Here is an 18,537-nt window from a genome sequence, read left to right as displayed (position 1 = left end):
GATTACGATTGTATTTTAATCGAAAAAAAGATAATTCGTTCAAAATATAGTAAGGAAAGGCTTGCATAAAAAATGTGATGTGTTATACTAATCACATAAAGCTGTTACAATAGATTTCAGCATACTAAGGAGGCCCCAAAATGGAGCAATGGAAAGGCTTTAAAGGCGACAAATGGCAAACATCAGTAGACACACGTGACTTTATCCAAAGAAACTACACTGAATACACAGGTGATGATTCTTTCCTAGAGCCAATCGCACCAAGTACTGATAAACTATGGACGAAATTACAGGAACTATTTGAAGTACAGCATGAAAAAAATGGTGTATATGACATGGACACAAATATTCCTGCAACAGTTACTTCTCATGAACCTGGATACTTAATCAAAGAAGAAGAAACAATCGTTGGTTTACAAACTGATGTACCTTTGAAACAAGCATTCATGCCATTTGGTGGTATCAACATGGCGAATAATTCTTTAACTTCAAATGGCTATGAAGTAGATGCAGAAATGTCTAAAATCTTCACAGAATGGAGAAAAACTCATAACCAAGGTGTTTTCGATGCTTATACACCAGAAATGAGATCTGCTCGTAAAAATAAAATCATTACAGGTCTTCCTGATGCCTATGGCCGCGGTCGTATTATTGGTGACTATCGTCGTATTGCTTTATACGGTATGGACTTCTTGATTGCTGAGAAGAAAAAAGATTTAAGTAACACTGGTAACAAAGTCATGACAGATGACGTAATTCGTTTAAGAGAAGAAATTTCTGAACAAATCAGAGCAATGGCTGACCTTAAAGAAATGGCATCAACTTACGGTTTTGATATTTCTAAACCCGCAGCAAATGCTAAAGAAGCAATCCAATGGTTATACTTTGGTTACTTAGGTGCCATCAAATCACAAAATGGTGCAGCTATGTCTATCGGACGTATTTCTGCATTCTTAGATATCTATATTCAACGTGATTTAGAAGCTGGTGTGATCACTGAATTTGACGCACAAGAAATGATCGACCACTTGATCATGAAATTACGTATGGTTAAATTTGCTCGTACGCCTGAATATAACCAATTATTCTCTGGTTACCCAATCTGGGCAACATTATCAATCGCTGGTATGGGCTTAGATGGACGTTCATTAGTAACAAAGAGTGATTTCCGTATTTTACACACATTAACAAACATGGGACCATCACCTGAACCAAACCTAACTGTGTTATATTCTTCACATCTACCAGTTGGATTTAGAACTTTTGCTTCTAAAATTGCAAAACAAAGTTCATCTATCCAATTTGAAAATGATGACTTATTACGCGCTAACTGGGGATCTGACGACTGTGCGATCGCATGTTGTGTGTCTGCAACAGTGATGGGTAAAGATATGCAATTCTTCGGCGCTCGTGCGAACTTAGCAAAAGCTGTTCTTTATGCAATCAACGGCGGAGTAGACGAAAAAACTAAAATGCAAGTAGCTCCTAAATTCCGTCCAATGACTGGCGATACTTTAGACTACAATGAATTTATCGACCGTTACAAAGACATCATGGATTGGCTAGCTGAATTGTATGTAAATACTTTAAACGTTATTCATTACATGCATGATAAATATTCTTACGAAGCAGCTCAATTAGCCTTCATGGAAAGCAACTTACAACGTACATTCGCAACTGGTATTGCAGGGATTTCACATGCTGCTGACTCAGTAATGGCGATCAAACATGGTAATGTACAAGTAATCCGTGATGAAGATGGTTTAGCAATTGATTATGTTCCTCAAAATGAGTTCCCAACTTATGGTAACGATAATGAAGAAGCAGATGCAATGGCTAACTGGATTCTTGAGTATTTCATGACTCAAATCAGACGTCAACACACATACCGCAATGCGAAACCAACAACATCACTATTAACAATCACTTCAAACGTTGTTTATGGTAAAGCAACAGGTAATACACCTGACGGACGTCGTGCAGGTAAACCGTTAGCACCAGGTGCTAACCCAAGTTATCAAGACGGTAAATTCTTAGGTGAGAAAAATGGTCTTTTAGCATCACTTAACTCAACTGCTAGATTAGAGTATACAAGTGCGTTAGACGGAATCTCTAATACACAAACAATCAATCCTAATGGATTAGGTAAAGATGATGATACAAGAATTGACAACTTACGTAATGTAATGGACGGCTACTTTGATAAAGGTGGCTATCACTTGAACGTTAACGTGTTTACAAATGAATTATTATTAGACGCACAAGCTCATCCAGAAAAATACCCTAACTTAACAATCCGTGTTTCTGGATATGCCGTGAAATTCCGTGACTTAACGCCTGAACAACAAGCAGATGTTATCTCAAGAACTTCACACGATAGACTATAATAGACAAACAATTGAAGGGGTGGCCTCGTGTCATCCCTTTTTTTAAAAGAAATGGGGAACAAACAATGACAACTCCTGTTATCGGTAGAATTCACTCTACAGAAAATTTTGGCACCGTTGACGGACCCGGCGTTCGTTTCATCGTATTTACACAAGGTTGTCGCATGCGCTGCCAATTTTGTCATAATCCTGACACTTGGAAAATCGGGTCTGGTGGGCGTGAAGTCACTACTGATGAAGTTTTAGACGAAGCAATCAAATATCGTTCATATTGGGGCGAAAAAGGCGGAATCACTGTCAGTGGGGGCGAACCTTTACTTCAATTAGAATTTTTAACTGACTTGTTTAAAAAAGCCAAGGAAAAAGGAATACATACAACAATCGATACTTGTGGTAAACCATTCACAAGAGAAGAACCTTTTTTCAGTGAATTTCAAGAACTGATGAACTATACGGATCTGTTGTTATTCGATATCAAACATATTGATAACGAACAACATAAATTACTTACTTCATTAGGCAATGAAAATATTCTAGAAATGGCTCAATATCTTTCTGAGATTGGTAAACCTGTTTGGATTCGTCACGTTTTAGTTCCAGAACGTAGTGATTACGATGAATATTTAATTCGTTTAGATTCTTTTATTAAAACATTGAACAATGTGGATAAAGTTGAAGTATTACCGTATCACACGATGGGAAAATACAAATGGGATGAATTAGGTTTAGCGTATCCACTAGAGGGGATCGAACCACCTAAAGAAGACCGCGTAGCAAATGCTAAAAAGTTGCTGCATGTCAATGACTATCAAAGATACGCGACAAGATAGTTTATAAAAATAGAAAAGAGCGACATTTATTGTTGTTTCTTTTCTATTTTTTGTTATTATTAGTAATGAAGAATAAAGAAGGAGTGAATTATTTTTATGTCAAAAATACTCGTTTTTGGACACCAAAATCCTGATACAGATGCAATCGGAGCAGCAATTAGTTTTGCTTATTTACAAAAAGAATTAGGGAAAGATACAGAGCCTGTTGCGTTGGGTACACCCAGCGAAGAAACGCAATATGCTTTGGATTATTTTAATGTAGACGCACCCAGAGTTGTACAAAGCGCAGCAGGTGAAACAAATCAAGTGATGCTTGTCGATCATAATGAATTCCAACAAAGTATTTCTGATATTGCACAATTAAATATACTTGCCGTAGTTGATCATCACCGTATTGCGAATTTTGAAACACCAGATCCGTTATATTATCGTGCAGAACCTGTTGGCTGTACAAGTACGATTGTCCTAAAATTATTTAAAGAAAATAATGTGACTATTCCTAAGCAAATCGCAGGGATGATGGTATCAGCAATTATCTCAGATACATTGCTATTTAAATCACCAACATGCACACAAGAAGATATCGATGCAGCAAATGAATTAGCAGATATTGCTGAAATTAATTTAAATGGTTACGGTTTAGATATGTTAAAAGCCGGCACGAACCTTAGTGATAAAACAGCTGAAACTTTATTAGATTTGGATGCTAAAAGCTTCCCAATGGGGGATAAAAACGTTCGAATCGCTCAAGTCAATACAGTTGATCTAAATGAAGTACTAGATCGTCAAGAAGAGCTTGAAGCTGCAATGAAAAATGCAAACTCTACAAACAACTATGATTTATTCGTATTGATTATCACAAACATTTTAAATAGCGATTCTGAGCTCTTAGTCATTGGAGAATCACTGGATAAAGTAGAAGCAGCCTTTAATGTAAAATTAGACAATAACCGTGCTTTCTTAAACGGTGTTGTTTCTCGGAAAAAACAAGTTGTCCCTCAGTTAACTGAAGCATTTAGCTAAAATCACACATCTGATTGATCAACTTAATAAACTACAGGTGGCGTTTTAACTGCTCCAGCTGTAGTTTTTATTTTTATCTAGGTTAAAGAAAGAGTGATCACACTGTGGAAAATACAAGTTATTATTTTGCATCAAACAAAAACGAAAAAAAATTAGAAAACGTAATTTCTGATCCTTTGTTCAAAAAAGTAGTAAATTATCTTTCGGATTATAAAAACCAAGAAGTGATTTTACGTCAAATAAAAGCAACTATTTCAACAGATCATAATTTAGAATTATATTTGGATAAATTAATTAAGCATGGGCTAGTTGAACGGAAAAACAGAAGATATTCTTTAACTTTTCCCGTTTATTCCACTGAAGAAAAACTGCAGGTCCCTGACTCAGTAACAAATCTATTACAAAGTCTTATTCAAGTAAATTCTTCACAACTCAATTACTCCATAGTTGGGGAATGGCTATGGTCTTTATTTTTTGAAGAAGAACAAAGTAGCTATTTTTTTGGTGTTCAGTATTCTTCAAAAAAGCTACCGCTCTTTCGCAAAAAGGTAGCAGGGAATGACGCGTTACAGTTTGTATCTATTTATCAGGATGGAGTGATCCCTCTAGACTTAGCAAATTATTTCAACTTACTTTCAAAAAGGCAAGCATTGCCTGAACAGTTTAAATCGTTACAAACAGTCATTGGCGATGTTGATATCAATTATTTTATAGGACAAGTTCAAAAAGTACTTCGATCTGTCAAACGAAATACGTCGAGAGTCAAAAAACAAAATATTTTTGAAAAAGCTTTGTTAGCAACAAACGATCTGACAAGAAATACTGAAGGACAATTGTCCCTTGTAACAATGTGTTTAGACGATAGCGAACCATCCAGAGAAAGGAAAATGGCGTTGAATCAACTTAAAACCGAATTAGCGTCATTATGGGGAGCAATCGAAGACGATAATCAACGCGTATTCTTTAAAATGCAACTATACAGTGTTTTATTTACTAGCTATTTTCCAAACAAAAAATTTATTCATTATTTCAAGAGTTAAGTTACTATAATCATGTTATGTAAACTTTATTTTTTAAAAAAACGAGCGCGGGTCAAAACTAAAGATCAGTTTTGTTTCGCGCTCTAAATCTGAATATACACTCTTATCCAGATCTCATTTGCTCAATTATTTCTTTTACGAACCTTCTTAGTCCAAAAACCTCCGGATATAAACTTCGGTTCATAGGAAATGATAAACGCTCGAGGCTCTTGTTCATTGATTAGTTTATAGAGACTACGTTCATTTTTACGTGGCGATAAAATTTCTAAAATCATTCGTTCCCCTTCACGGCCAGCACCAAAACTTTGTGTAACGCCATAGCCATGATCTCTCAGTATTTCTGGTAGATTCAGCTGCTCGGTGGAAGAGGGGAGGATTGCCGTTACCATAATATAGCCTAATGCTAAATAATCCTCAATTTTGATTCCAACACTAATCCCTACTGCATAGCCCAGTGCATACACAACTAGGTTTAACGGATTGTCTAAGCGGTTTAGCACCATGCTGAGACCTAGCACATAAATCGTTATCTCCGCCATACTAACTAAGGGAGCGATCAAACGGTAGCCTTTCATTGTCAGCATAAAACGGATCGTATTCAATGTGATATAAGAAAAATTGACCACAAAGATTGTAAGTAGCATTTTGATGTCCATTTTTAATAATTCCTCTTTTCAATTAACGATATCAGCATATTATAGTACAACATTATGAGAATTAAAATAGGGAAGACACAAATATAAAAATAATTTTGTTTTAGGCGATATGGATAACTAATATTTTTTAAGCAGTGTTATTTCTTGGATGAATCTGTGGTTTTTGCTATAATCACTATATTACGTATTTTAAGGGAGAAATGAAATCGGATGAGAATTTTTATCATCATACTTGTTCTGTTAGTGTTATTAAATACAACAGCAGCACTTATTACTGTTTTTAGGAAGCCAAGGAGTATTTCAAGTGTTTTAGCTTGGATCATGACCTTAGTATTTTTACCAGGAATCGGGTTTATTATTTACCTCTTTTGCGGTAGAGGGATCAATGGTCAAAAAGTATTTAAGCTGACGACACATGATAAAGAAAAAATTACTAAGATCAAGCACAAGGTTGATGAGGATAATCTAAAATCAAATGAGAAATTAGATATCAATTTACTGACTGATGCACGTGTATTGAATAAATACTTTAGAAACATGGATTCTTCACCATTAAGCAAACGAAATAGTTTAAAAATCTACACAGACGGGAAAGAAAAATTTGAGGCCTTATTTGAGGACATCCGTCAGGCGAAAGAAACTGTCCATGTCGAATATTATTCTTTTTTTAACGATCGTATCGGAAATCAGTTTTTAGATTTACTAGGGGAGAAAGTAAAAGAAGGGGTCGAAGTCCATCTGATTTATGATCCTTGGGGATCTCCTGGAGCTAACAAAAAGTTTTTTGCAACATTTGTTGCTTTAGGAGGCAAGGTCGCGCCCTTCATTACTTCTAAAAATATGATCAGTAAAACTCGCTTAAACTATCACTTACATCGCAAAATTGTCGTAATTGATGGAAAAATAGGGTGGACTGGCGGATTTAATGTAGGCGATCAATATTTAGGTGAAAGTAAGAAGTTTGGTTACTGGAGAGATACCCATATTCGTATAATTGGAACGTCTGTTTTCTCATTACAAGAAATATTTATTATGGATTGGAATGCGTCGGTTCAGCAAGATGCCCATAAAATGGAATACTCAGAAAACTATTTTCAAATCGCTGAAGACAATGAGCTCGGTGATTTAGCATTACAAGTCGTTTCAGACGGACCTGATTCTGAAGAAGAAATCCTAAAAAGCGGTTTTATCAAAATGATTTTATCTGCAGAAAAATCTGTCTGGATCCAAACACCATATTTGATCCCAGATGACAGTATGATCAACGCTATTTTGATTGCGGTCAGATCTGGCATCGATGTTCGAATTATGATTCCTTGTATGCCGGACCATCCGTTTATTTATCGCGCTACTCAATACTACGCGAATTATTTGCATAAACGCGGTGTGAAGATCTACATGTATCAAAATGGCTTTTTACATGCGAAAACCATGATTATCGATAATGAAATCTGCATGGTCGGGACAACAAATCAAGACATTAGAAGCTATGCATTGAATTTTGAAGTTAGTACATTCATCTATGATACACGAATTTCATGGAAACTTACTCAAACCTTTGAATCTGATATGGATAGCAGTATCTTATTAACAGACGACATGATTAAAAAGCAATCCCACTGGTTGCGCTTTAAACAAAATTTTTCACGGTTACTATCACCAATATTATAACATTCAAAGAACTATCTAAGCGAAAGCAGCAAGTCCTTTTTTACGAAGGATTCGCTGTTTTCGCTTCTTGTTCCTCTAAAGGTTAGATTATTCCTTCTTGACCATCTTGACCATAGGGAGCCTTATAGCTTAAAATCTTTATAGAGGTTGTAGGAACTAAAAATATCTAGCTATTTCAAAATACACAATCTTATTGAGGAAGAATGAAGCTTTAAATATGTAGCAAAACGTTTATCCTGTAGAAAGAAGTGGCACGAAAGCCAAAAGAGGAGGCAGATTCTCTTTTAAACTTTTTATCCATATTTTAGTTAACATAATATACATTATACAAAGTAGATTGTGAGACTGTAGCAATCAAGCTGTTTTATTAACTCGTCTATATCTTCATGTGTTTAGGTTTAACTAGCTAAAAAAATGTTGGATTTCTGCAATCACTTTCTGACGTTCATCTAATTGTAAATTATGACCCGCGTTTTCAATTAAAATAAACTCACTGTTTAAAAATTGATGTTGATGTTCTAAAGTATCTTCATATCCAACAACAACATCTTGCTTACCTAAAAGAATCAAGCTGTCACACACGATCGGATTAACAAAAAGACTTTTTTCGAAATCGAATGCATAGCCAGTTTTTTGGAAAGTCTTTTGGAAAACTCGATCTCCTACAGAAAGTCCTGAAGAGATTTCTCTAATATAATGTTCATAACCATTTTTAGTGACATTCACGGCGGAAGCTTTATATTGTTTGAAAAGACTTTCTTCTTCAACTTCAAAAATCTCTACTTTTCGCTCGATTATTTTGGGTAATTTTCTTTGTTCGCTTGCTGTCTTTATAACTGGTGCCAATAAAACCAATTTTTTTATTCTTTCAGATATTAGTTTTACTATTCCTAAAGCTAAATAACCACCATAAGAGTATCCTAAAACGGAAAAAGTTTCTTTTCCAATAACAGCGTCTATAAATTTAAGCAGATTGTTTAATAGCCCGTTTGCGTTAACTGGATTACTCGGTGCTGGAGATTTTCCCATACCAGGTAGATCAATATAAATCCGTTTGTACATGCTAGATTGCAAAGACTCTTCAACTATCCCTTTTATACCTCTATGATCGATAGCAAAACCGTGAATAATAAGTAGCGGTTCCCCTTCCCCAGTAATATTATAGTAAATTTTTACATCTTCATTAGAATAATACAATGTTTTACCACTCCTTCCTTACTAAATTAGCTTATTAGCGAAAAAAACTTTTTATTTTTGGTGTCTAGTGAAGTAGTTTTTAATCTCGTTTAGCATAAAATTTTCAATCAGTTTTACTTGATGAATAGTAGCGCCTTGTTCCAGTACAGTCCTGCATTTAATGAAAGACCAGTCTGCTAGTGAACCCCTGAATCTTGGATCATTTGCATAAACAATTCCATCAATACCACTCCAAATAGCTGTTGATGAACACAATGGACAAGGTTCAAACGTTGAATATAACCAATAACCTGCCGGTAAAGTATCCGTTTGTAAGAGTTTGCATGCAGATCTGATTGCATTGACTTCAGCATGTGCCGTTGGATCATTGGTTTGGGAAACGGTTGTTCTGCCGACAGAAATGATCTCTGTTTTTTCATTTACAACTGCAGCGAAAATGGAATGTTCTGTCCATTGTTTTTGGATTAATTCTGTCATAATTTTTGAACTGGGATGTTGCTTCATATGGCCCTCCTTTTATGTTTAAATCTTTTCACTTTATTTGTTTTGACATACTAATATCTGTTGCTTTAAAACCTGTTTGTTCATATAAATGAATCGCACCTTTATTATGCGCAAATACATGCAAGTCAATCTGTGATACATTAATTCCTTTTGCATTTTCGGTAAGACAAGCAATTGTTTGCCTCCCATAACCTACATTTCTAAATTCTTCAAATATAATAAAATCATAAATAAACAGTTTGGAGTCATAAGGTGTTTTATTTAAATGAACCCATAAGAATCCGACACTTTTATCTAACAAATCTTCTTTAATTGAATAGAGATATTCATATTTTGTATCTTTGCCTTCTGGTAAAAGTTCGTTAAAACTTTTTGCTGCTAACTGGATCGCTTCGTCCTCATTCCAAGTTCCAGCCATAATTTTATCTTTAGCATAATCTTTGATTGCGAAGGAAAGATAATTATTGCAATCGGTTATTGTCATTTTTTCTAACGTAATTGTCATCGCTTTTTCCACCAATTCTAGTTATTTATTCAAATCATACCATTTTTACTGTATAAAAAAAAGACTACAGAAATGTTACTGTAGTCTTTTCACCTTCAGATTATTGTTCGTTCTTCATGGCCGCTAATGCTGCTGTATTGATAATATTCCAAGGCTTATCAAATGATGGTTGGAAGAAAAAGTCAGCATAAGCCAAATCTTCAATTGTCATTTTAGCCTTGATTGCTAGTGAAATAGCATTGATATTTGCTGTAAGATCTGCTTTAGACATCAACTGAGCGCCTAAAATTTGTGTCGTTTCAGGATCATAAACCAGTTTGAACCAAGCTTTTTGTTTATCAGGATTAAAGTCCATCAAGTAATCTTCAACAACTGTTGCTGATTTTGTTTCCTTATTCAACTTTTTAGCCATCTCTTCGTTGATACCAGTCGAGGCAAATTTATAATCGAAAACAGCTAAACCTGATGATCCTTGGATGCCAGGGAAAGGTTTTACTGGTCCATTCAAGTTTTTCACTGCAAAACGTCCTTGTTTTCTTGCATTTGTTGCAAGAGCAATATTTACTTCTGTTTCACCTGGATTATATTTGATTAAGGTAGCATCTCCGACAGCAAACACATCCTTAGCACTTGTCTGCATATATTCATCCGTCTTGATCAACCCATTAGGATGTAGTTCCAAGGTATCTTTTAACCACTCTGTATTCGGCCGAACTCCAACCGCTACTACCACTAAATCAGCAGCATATTCACCTTTATCAGTAACAATAGCTTGAACAACTCCGTCGCCTTTGTAGCTTTGAACCGTTTCGTTTGTTACGATGTTAATGTTATTATCTTGCATTTCTTCAGTCAAAACATCCGTAAATTCTTTATCTAAATACACAGCTAAAGGTCGATCTAAGATATCGATGACCGTTACATTTTTACCAGCTTTAGCAAATGATTCTGCAGCTTCAATTCCGATATAGCCGCTACCAATCACAACGACGTTATTAACGTCAGGATCAACTGTCTTTTGTTTTAATTTAATCGCCCATTTTCTACCACGCATTAAATAAATATTTTCAAGGTCTTTACCAGGAACATTTAATTCAAAAGGAACTGCTCCTGGACTAATGATTAGTTTGTCATACTCTTCCGTACGCTCTGTATCTGTCAATAAATCCTTAACAACCACTTTATGCTCTTCTGGCTTGATTGCAGTGATCTCTGTGTTGGAGAATACATTGACTCCTCTGCTCTCCATTTTTTCGCCCGTCATATATCTGACAGAATTAACGTCTTTTACTTTACCTTCCAGATATAGCTGCATGCCGCAAGAAAGAAAAGAAATAAAATCTCCTTTTTCGTACCATTGGATTTCTGCATCAGGATGAAGAATCAATAATTCCTCAATAGCTTCATAGCCTCCATGTGATGAACCTAAAACAATTACTTTCATTTCAGTTACCTCCAATATTATTTATTATATGATAAAGAGTATCATATAATCGCATGAAAAAACAAGTGTTTCACCACAACATTCTCAATTAAATTAATTAATTGAGAATGTTGTGGTGAAGTTTTTTATAAGATATATATAAAGTTTACATAATAATATTACGATCAACTTTATTCAACACATTAAAATAAACAGCCAGCAATTTACAGCTGGCTGCCTTCTTATTTAAAGATTGTCACTTCTTTTTTTACTTCAACTGTAATCTTCCCATTCTTAATCACATAGTTTCTTTCTGGAATGTCAATGATTGCGTTAGCTTTAACTTTAGTATCTAATAAAACTAAATCAGCATTACTTCCAATTTCAATGCCATAATGAGCTAATCCCAGCGCCTTAGCAGGGTTAGCTGTAATCATCGGCAAAACAGTGGGTAAATCATCTGCACCGCCCAAATGAGCAACAGGAATGGCTAGCATTGCAATCTGCATCAAGTCACCATTTCCATAAGGAGTAAAGGCATTTCTGATATTATTAGTTGCTAAGCAAACGTTAACACCAGCATCACGTAGTTTTCTGATTGGCGTTACGGCACGTCGAACATTATACACATCGTTTCTAGCCCCTAAATGAAGATCTGTTGCTGGTAACGCCATCACACTGATTTGTGCTTCAGCCATCAATCCCAAAATTTCATTTAAGCGTTCAGGTTCTAAGGCATGGAGAGCAGTTAAATGTCCCACAGAAACTCTTCCATGATAATTTTCTGCAATCGTCTTTTTACATAGATATTCTATTGAAATATCTGTTGCTTCATCGCTAAAATCTTGATGGAGATCAATATCCTTATCATATTTTTTAGCAATTTCAAAAACCAAATCGATATGCTTATCAGCTGGCGCATCATTATAAGGAATTCCGCCAACGACGTCAGCGCCCATGTCCATTGCTTCGTACATCATTTTTTCGGTTCCAGGTGCTTTAAAAATTCCTTCTTGTGGAAATGCTACAATTTGCATATCAATCAAGTCGCGATACTCATCTTTTAGCTTCATAATTGTATTAAAGCCAGAAAAACCTTGCGCTGGATCAAATTCTGCATGCGTTCTAACAGTTGTTACGCCGTGAGCAATAATCATTTCTAGTGCCTGTTTGGCTCTTTTGTAGATATCTTCTTCTGTAAATGTCGGTTTTAACTCAGCAGTCACTTTGATCGCTTCTTGTAACGTACCTGATTTATTTGGTTTTCTATCTGCAATCAAGGCCTTATCTAAATGAATATGACTTTCCACTAAACCTGGAATCAAGACCCGTCCTTGAGCTTCGATTACTGTTACAGCTTTATCGGTCAAATTTTCAGAAATTGCAACAATCTTCCCATCCTTAATACCTACGTCCTGCAATGCCTCATCATCATTTAATCGTGCTTGCTTAATTAATATATCCATTCTTTTCACCCTTTCTATTTAATCTAAATAAAGAAACCGATTGCAATCAATACTACAGAAGCTAGGCTGATCCACTTTACGTTTCCTTTTACAACATCCAAAATTGGAATTTGGAAACCAGACGACAAAGCTTGCATCGTGATATTAACGAAACTCATCTGACTACCCAAACCTACTCCGACTGCAACTAAACCTAGTTCAATTGAAGAAAAACCTAATGAGACAGCGACTGGTAAAACGAGAGTCAGGACAGAGCCTACATATGCACCAGCCGGTACTCCGATTAAAATACCAGTCAAAATCGCAACTGGAACCATGATCATAGTTGGTGCAGCACTAGCAATACCAGCGATAACAGCAAAAGTTCCTGTTTGAGCAATAATATTAATGAATGCTAGAAAAATCCCTACTTGGAATAATCGTGTCAAAATATATGTCGAACCATCGACCATCGCCTCAACAGATTGATTCAAAGTGAAGTCGGAACAAAGAAAAATCAAAGCTAATGTGAAGACCATGTAAACTAATGGTGTTAACAGCGGAAAACCAACAAGCTCATTTACTACTGGACCGAAAATGACAGCAAATAATAGAAAAATTGCTGGTAAAGTCAGCTTAAATAATGTCTTGTTGCTCATTTTTGCGTAGTCATCATCGTTATTTTCTTTAAAACCGATGTTCCGTCGTTTGGTTCCCCAAAAAGCTAATATAATAGCTAAAGCGCAAAAAAGTAACCAAATCGGACGCATATCCGAGACGTATTTAGCTACACTGAAATCGCCCAACTTAGAGACGATACTGGATTCTAATGAGGCTGGTGAGGTTGTAAACGAAACAGCTGCAGCGAGAGACATTGCGGCGATTAGTTCTGGAACTACACCCACTGCTACAAATGCTAATGGTGCAATAACCATTGCACTGCCACCGCCAATTCCAGACATATAGGTTGCCGCCGCCAACAAAATAACGATAAAAGCTGAAACATATTCAACTTTTCCTTTTGTTCCTCGTTTTGCCAACGTTAATGCTGCTGAATAACCACCTGATTTAAAAACAGCCATTGCCACGGCTGAGTTGATGATCGGAACAGTGATGCCGAGCATCATTGGTATGGTTTCAAGTAACTGTTTATTTGCTTGTTCCAATCCAATTCCGCCAATGATCATTGCCAAGACGCCACCGACAAATCCTGCAATGATCATATCTACTTTCATAAACAATAACACTAAAACTAAAATCAATGGAATGATCACGATGACAGCTTTTATTCCTGTAGGTGCAATAATTGCATCAATTTCTTGCGCAAAGGCTGGGACAAACGAAAAAAGAAATAGCAGTGAAAGTAACAGCCCACTTAAAAATCTTTTAGGTATTTTCATAATTATTCCTCCAACTATGGTTGATTTAAAAAAGCTAATTTGGGACCATTTCTAAGGTTTGACTACTTCGTACTATTTTCTATTCAAATAAATAACTGATTGAAAAAAATAATAATGCATTTGTGTTGTTTATCTCAGTCTATCTCAATTATTATAACTGTAATTGCCCTCCTTCCTTCTTCCTATAATACGTTGATTTTTATAAAAATGGAACAAGAATGCATCTGAAAAAAATAATAATATTATCGTAAAAGTAGTCCGTTTGTCTTAGCTTATTTTTCAACTATTTATCTGATTTCAGCAAATCAGATAAATCATAAGGTGTGTTTTGGTAAACCGCATAATTCAGCCAATTAGAAAATAACAACGATGCTGCCATATGCCAACGTAATTGCGGTATTTTATCTAGATTATCATCAGGAAAATAGTGCTGTGGCAGATTAGGCTGAATTCCTTTCGATTGATCTCGTTCAAACTCTCTTTGCAAGGTTTCTCGATCATATTCTAAGTGACCCATTGCGTAAAATGCCCGATTATTTTTATTCCCAACCAAAAAAAGACCCGCTTCTTTTGATTCAGCTAAAATTTCCAGCTCTTCGGTCTCATTTATATCTTTTCGATCAACACCTGTATAGCGGGAATGCGGTGCAAAAAAGACATCGTCAAATCCCTTTAGAATACTCCATGTTGGTTTCAATACGTCGTGATTATAGATACCTGTTAGTTTTTGATTCAATAGATGCTTATCAATTTTATAATGGTAGTACAGCCCAGCTTGTGCTCCCCAGCAAATATGAAAAGTTGAAAACACATGTGTTCGGCTCCATTTAAAAATGTTCTGTAACTCTTCCCAATAATCAACCTTTTCAAAAGGAAGATGTTCAATCGGTGCCCCTGTAATGATCAATCCATCATAAAATTTTTCTTTGAGTTCATTAAATTGGTGATAAAAACGTTTTAAATGATCACTTGAAGTGTTTTTTGCTTCGTGAGTACTCATATGTAAAAACTCAACATTGATTTGCAACGGTGTGTTGCTTAATAAGCGCAAAAGTTGAACTTCAGTTTCATCTTTTTTAGGCATTAAATTTAAGATCAAAATTTCTAAAGGGCGAATGTCTTGATGCATGGCGCGATCTTCGTCCATCACAAAAATTTTCTCTTTTTCTAGTACTTTAATCGCTGGAAGCTCTTTTGGAACACGAATCGGCATGTGTAAATCCTCCCTTTCTTTTTGTCTAATTTCATTTTACGATAAAAAGATCTAGAAAGAAAGTTTCTTTCAATGAAAATCTGTCATAATTCTTCAGTTATAGCTGTTATTATAAAAAAACATGAGATAGGACAAATGCCCCACCTCATGTTTTATCCCTTATAGAAAGTTCATGTGTTATTTTTTTACTTTATTCTTCTTCTTTTTTATTTGTACGTTTAAAGGTGAAGAATCCTAGGACACCTAGAAGTAACGCACCTACCAATCCCCAATTACTGATGATTTCACCATTGTTTGGAAGATTTTTTTGTGTAGCACTTAGGTTTTTCAAGCCAGAGCTTCCATTATTACCTAAGTTGCCAACATTACCAGTTCCATTACCGTTGCCAGCTCCATTGCCATCGCTGTCGCCTGGATCAGCAGGAAGCTTAAAGTTCGCTGGTTCACTTTGATTCCCATCACTATCTTTGGCGATTGCTGAAACTAGTTCTTTTGGCTCCGCAAAACCAATTGGGATTTCGATAACAAAGCCGCCAGTCTCACTTGCCGTTGCCGCACCTAGAATTTCTCCAGCAGTATTTTGAAGCTCTACATCATTTCCAGGTGTTGCAATTCCTTTGATTGTATAGCCTGTCATTGAATTGCCACTTACACTGCTAATAATTGGTGTTGCAACTTTGACTGTTGGATCGGCTGGTGTCATGAATGGAGTTGCCGTGCTGACCTCGCCAATATTATTTTCAGCTGTCGCTGTCAACGCTTCATTTTCAGTTGCTGAGCCTTTTGGTAAAGCAATGGCAAATTCACCATCTAGTGCAAGTGGGGCTCTGAATATAAATGTTCCATTCGAATCAGCTAGACCTAATCCGATGACTCTTCCAGCAACATTGCGAATTTTGACTTTGTTGCCTGCTGTCGCTTTACCGATTACGATATAGCCAGATTTCGACGTTCCTGTAACACTGCTGATCGTTGGAGCTTCAATAGTTGAAGATGGATCAGCTGGGATTGTAAATAGTGTTGGTAAACTAGTGTTAAGTGCATCATCAATTGCGACTGCATTTAATTGTTGTAACGGGTCTACATCTTGAGAATCTAATTCAATTGAGAACTTACCTGCACCATCAACTTCTCCGGCTCCTACTTCGTCACCAGAAAGGCTTCTAAGTGATATAGAGTCACTGGCAGTTGCTGTCCCTTTGACTGTGTATCCAGTTTGAGAATCGCCTACTACACTAGTTATGATTGGTTTTGCTACTACTACAGAATCCGCTGGTGTAGTAAACGGTGTTGCTGGACTTTGATTACCTGCACTATCAGAATCTATTGCTCTCAATTGTTCTAGCGGGCTAGCTGAACCTGATGGAAGGACTACTGAGTAATTGCCGCTACCATCTACTTGAGCTGAACCAATCATCGTTCCGTTTAATTTTTTGATTGACAAGGTATCCCCGGCAACCGCAGTACCAACTACTGTGTAACCAGTACCTGAATTTCCTGTTACGCTAGTAACAACTGGCGCTTGAATTGATACTGGATCAGCTGGTGTTGTAAAGACTGTTCCAGGACTTGTATTGCCATCTGCGTCCTTGGCTGTTGCAGTTAATTGTTCACTTGGTGTTGCAGATCCTGCTGGAATCGTAACCGTGTAATTACCGCTACCATCTGCTACACCTGTTCCAATTATTTCCCCACCTGTGTTTTTAATTTCTACAGTACTTCCTGCTGGTGCTGTTCCTGTTACTGTATAACCTGTTGAAGAATTACCTGTTACATTATCAACTGTTGGCGCTTGAACCACTACTGGATCAGCCGGTGTTGTAAATGGTGTTGCTGGGCTTTGATTATTATCTCCATCTACAGCTACAGCTGAAAGTTGTTGAAGGGGTTGCGCTAAGCCTACTGGAATTGTAATTGTGTAATTACCACTGCCATCTGCAATCGCACTTCCAAGGATTGTTCCACCTGTGTTTTTAATATCCACTCTGTTACCTGATGTTGCCGTTCCAGTTACTGTATAGCCTGTCGTTGATGTACCTGTTACAGTATCAACTGTTGGAGCCTGAACGACTACTGGATCTGCTGGCGTTGTGAATGGTGTCGCTGGACTTTGATTACCGTCTATGTCTTTCGCCACTGCCGTTAATTGTTGATTTGGAGTAGCTACTCCAGTTGGAATCACAACTGTATAGTTACCACTTGGATCAGCAGTCCCTGTTCCGATCACTGTGCCACCTGTATTTTTAATATCCACTGTGTTTCCAGCAGTTGCTGTTCCAGTCACTGTATAACCCGTTGCTCCTGTCCCGGTTACAGTATCAACTGTTGGGGCTGTGACTACCACTGGGTCAGCTGGTGTTGTAAATGGTGTTGCTGGACTTTGGTTACCATCTGCGTCTTTGGCTACTGCGGATAATTGTTGGTTTGGTGTTGCTAAACCAACTGGAATCGTAACTGTATAGTTGCCGCTTGAATCCGCAATCGTAGTTCCAATAATTGTTCCACCTGTATTTTTAATTTCTACTGTATTGCCGGTAGTTGCTGTTCCTGTTACTGTATAGCCAGTTGCTCCTGTTCCTGCCACAGTATCAACTGTTGGAGCACTTACCGCCACTGGATCCGCTGGTGTTGTAAACGTTGTTCCAGGACTTGTATTGCCATCTGCATCTTTAGCTGTTGCAGTTAATTGTTCACTTGGTGTTGCTGAACCGGCTGGAATCGTAATTGTGTAATTTCCGCTACCATCTGCTACACCTGTTCCAATTACTGTACCACCTGTGTTTTTAATTTCTACTGTACTTCCTGCCGGTGCTGTTCCTGTTACTGTATAACCCGTTGTTGAACTTCCGGTTACAGTATCAACTGTTGGTGCTTGAACAACCACTGGGTCAGCTGGTGTTATAAATGGTGTTGCCGAACTTTGATTATTATCGCCATCCACAGCTATAGCAGAAAGTTGTTGAAGCGGTTGTGCTAATCCTATTGGAATTGTGATTGTGTAATTACCACTGCCATCTGCCATAGCACTGCCAATAATTGTTCCGCCTGTGTTTTTAATATCCACTCTGTTACCTGCTGTTGCCGTTCCATTTACTGTATAGCCTGTCGTTGATGTACCTGTTACAGTTTCCACAGTTGGCGCTTGAACCACTACTGGGTCCGCTGGTGTTGTGAATGATGTTCCAGGACTTGTATTGCCGTCCGCGTCTTTGGCTGTTGCAGTTAATTGTTCACTCGGCGTTG

14 protein-coding genes are annotated in these 18,537 nt (G+C 36.9%); 5 read left to right on the top strand and 9 right to left on the bottom strand.

Annotated features, from left to right (window positions below):
* The first annotated feature begins 140 nt into the window (after positions 1 to 140).
* From pflB to RV15_RS16845, 4 genes are all read left to right on the top strand, one after another.
* A complete protein-coding gene (gene pflB / locus RV15_RS16860) occupies positions 141 to 2,387 on the top strand; it encodes a formate C-acetyltransferase (RefSeq protein ID WP_010764931.1) in 2,247 nt (748 codons plus the stop codon).
* A 65-nt stretch (positions 2,388 to 2,452) separates the two neighbouring features.
* The gene (pflA, locus tag RV15_RS16855) at positions 2,453 to 3,217 is read left to right on the top strand and encodes a pyruvate formate-lyase-activating protein (RefSeq protein WP_071879166.1); all 765 of its coding nucleotides are present in this window, start codon (positions 2,453 to 2,455) and stop codon (positions 3,215 to 3,217) included.
* 96 nt (positions 3,218 to 3,313) lie between these two features.
* Positions 3,314 to 4,240 (top strand): manganese-dependent inorganic pyrophosphatase, encoded by a 927-nt coding sequence (locus RV15_RS16850; RefSeq protein WP_071879165.1) that lies wholly within the window; start codon positions 3,314 to 3,316, stop codon positions 4,238 to 4,240.
* Between the two features lie 104 nt (positions 4,241 to 4,344).
* A complete protein-coding gene (locus RV15_RS16845) occupies positions 4,345 to 5,280 on the top strand; it encodes a DUF1803 domain-containing protein (protein ID WP_071879164.1) in 936 nt (311 codons plus the stop codon).
* Between the two features lie 122 nt (positions 5,281 to 5,402).
* Here RV15_RS16845 and RV15_RS16840 read toward each other — a convergent pair whose 3' ends face one another.
* Positions 5,403 to 5,936, bottom strand: a complete 534-nt coding sequence (locus tag RV15_RS16840) for a DUF2179 domain-containing protein (RefSeq protein WP_025868944.1) — start codon at positions 5,934 to 5,936, stop codon at positions 5,403 to 5,405.
* A gap of 210 nt (positions 5,937 to 6,146) precedes the next feature.
* Between RV15_RS16840 and cls the strand changes: the two genes are divergently transcribed.
* Positions 6,147 to 7,607 carry a cardiolipin synthase gene (gene cls / locus RV15_RS16835; RefSeq protein ID WP_071879163.1) on the top strand — a complete coding sequence of 487 codons (1,461 nt, stop codon included), beginning with the start codon at positions 6,147 to 6,149 and terminating at the stop codon, positions 7,605 to 7,607.
* 402 nt (positions 7,608 to 8,009) lie between these two features.
* Here cls and RV15_RS16830 read toward each other — a convergent pair whose 3' ends face one another.
* The 8 genes from RV15_RS16830 to RV15_RS16795 form a co-directional block, all read right to left on the bottom strand.
* Positions 8,010 to 8,804 (bottom strand): alpha/beta fold hydrolase, encoded by a 795-nt coding sequence (locus RV15_RS16830; RefSeq protein WP_071879162.1) that lies wholly within the window; start codon positions 8,802 to 8,804, stop codon positions 8,010 to 8,012.
* 51 nt (positions 8,805 to 8,855) lie between these two features.
* Positions 8,856 to 9,308: a nucleoside deaminase gene (locus RV15_RS16825; protein ID WP_245791425.1), complete on the bottom strand. Its 453-nt coding sequence runs from the start codon at positions 9,306 to 9,308 to the stop codon at positions 8,856 to 8,858.
* Positions 9,309 to 9,336: 28 nt separating this feature from the next.
* Complete coding sequence (locus RV15_RS16820; protein WP_083429229.1) at positions 9,337 to 9,813, bottom strand: GNAT family N-acetyltransferase; 477 nt, start codon at positions 9,811 to 9,813, stop codon at positions 9,337 to 9,339.
* A 100-nt stretch (positions 9,814 to 9,913) separates the two neighbouring features.
* On the bottom strand, positions 9,914 to 11,257 hold the full coding sequence (locus RV15_RS16815; RefSeq protein WP_071879161.1) for an FAD-dependent oxidoreductase: 1,344 nt from the start codon (positions 11,255 to 11,257) through the stop codon (positions 9,914 to 9,916).
* A 221-nt stretch (positions 11,258 to 11,478) separates the two neighbouring features.
* Positions 11,479 to 12,702 carry an amidohydrolase family protein gene (locus RV15_RS16810; RefSeq protein ID WP_071879160.1) on the bottom strand — a complete coding sequence of 408 codons (1,224 nt, stop codon included), beginning with the start codon at positions 12,700 to 12,702 and terminating at the stop codon, positions 11,479 to 11,481.
* Between the two features lie 23 nt (positions 12,703 to 12,725).
* Positions 12,726 to 14,081 (bottom strand): citrate transporter, encoded by a 1,356-nt coding sequence (locus RV15_RS16805; RefSeq protein WP_071879159.1) that lies wholly within the window; start codon positions 14,079 to 14,081, stop codon positions 12,726 to 12,728.
* A gap of 283 nt (positions 14,082 to 14,364) precedes the next feature.
* Positions 14,365 to 15,294 carry a homoserine O-acetyltransferase MetA gene (gene metA / locus RV15_RS16800; protein WP_071879158.1) on the bottom strand — a complete coding sequence of 310 codons (930 nt, stop codon included), beginning with the start codon at positions 15,292 to 15,294 and terminating at the stop codon, positions 14,365 to 14,367.
* Positions 15,295 to 15,484: 190 nt separating this feature from the next.
* Positions 15,485 to 18,537, bottom strand: a 3,053-nt coding sequence (locus tag RV15_RS16795) for an Ig-like domain-containing protein (protein WP_245791423.1), incomplete at its 5' end; no start/stop codon positions are given.

The organism is Enterococcus silesiacus, assembly GCF_001886225.1.
Taxonomy (GTDB): domain Bacteria; phylum Bacillota; class Bacilli; order Lactobacillales; family Enterococcaceae; genus Enterococcus_L; species Enterococcus_L silesiacus.
Note: the sequence above shows the minus strand (reverse complement) of the source record. Positions and strands in the feature narration are given on the sequence as shown.

Coding starts and splice junctions, on each gene's coding strand:
- RV15_RS16820 (WP_083429229.1), bottom strand. CDS start 9,813: ATGACAATTACGTTAGAAAAAATGACAATAACCGATTGCAATAATTAT.
- RV15_RS16815 (WP_071879161.1), bottom strand. CDS start 11,257: ATGAAAGTAATTGTTTTAGGTTCATCACATGGAGGCTATGAAGCTATT.
- RV15_RS16840 (WP_025868944.1), bottom strand. CDS start 5,936: ATGGACATCAAAATGCTACTTACAATCTTTGTGGTCAATTTTTCTTAT.
- RV15_RS16810 (WP_071879160.1), bottom strand. CDS start 12,702: ATGGATATATTAATTAAGCAAGCACGATTAAATGATGATGAGGCATTG.
- RV15_RS16805 (WP_071879159.1), bottom strand. CDS start 14,081: ATGAAAATACCTAAAAGATTTTTAAGTGGGCTGTTACTTTCACTGCTA.
- cls (WP_071879163.1), top strand. CDS start 6,147: ATGAGAATTTTTATCATCATACTTGTTCTGTTAGTGTTATTAAATACA.
- pflA (WP_071879166.1), top strand. CDS start 2,453: ATGACAACTCCTGTTATCGGTAGAATTCACTCTACAGAAAATTTTGGC.
- pflB (WP_010764931.1), top strand. CDS start 141: ATGGAGCAATGGAAAGGCTTTAAAGGCGACAAATGGCAAACATCAGTA.
- RV15_RS16850 (WP_071879165.1), top strand. CDS start 3,314: ATGTCAAAAATACTCGTTTTTGGACACCAAAATCCTGATACAGATGCA.
- metA (WP_071879158.1), bottom strand. CDS start 15,294: ATGCCGATTCGTGTTCCAAAAGAGCTTCCAGCGATTAAAGTACTAGAA.
- RV15_RS16825 (WP_245791425.1), bottom strand. CDS start 9,308: ATGAAGCAACATCCCAGTTCAAAAATTATGACAGAATTAATCCAAAAA.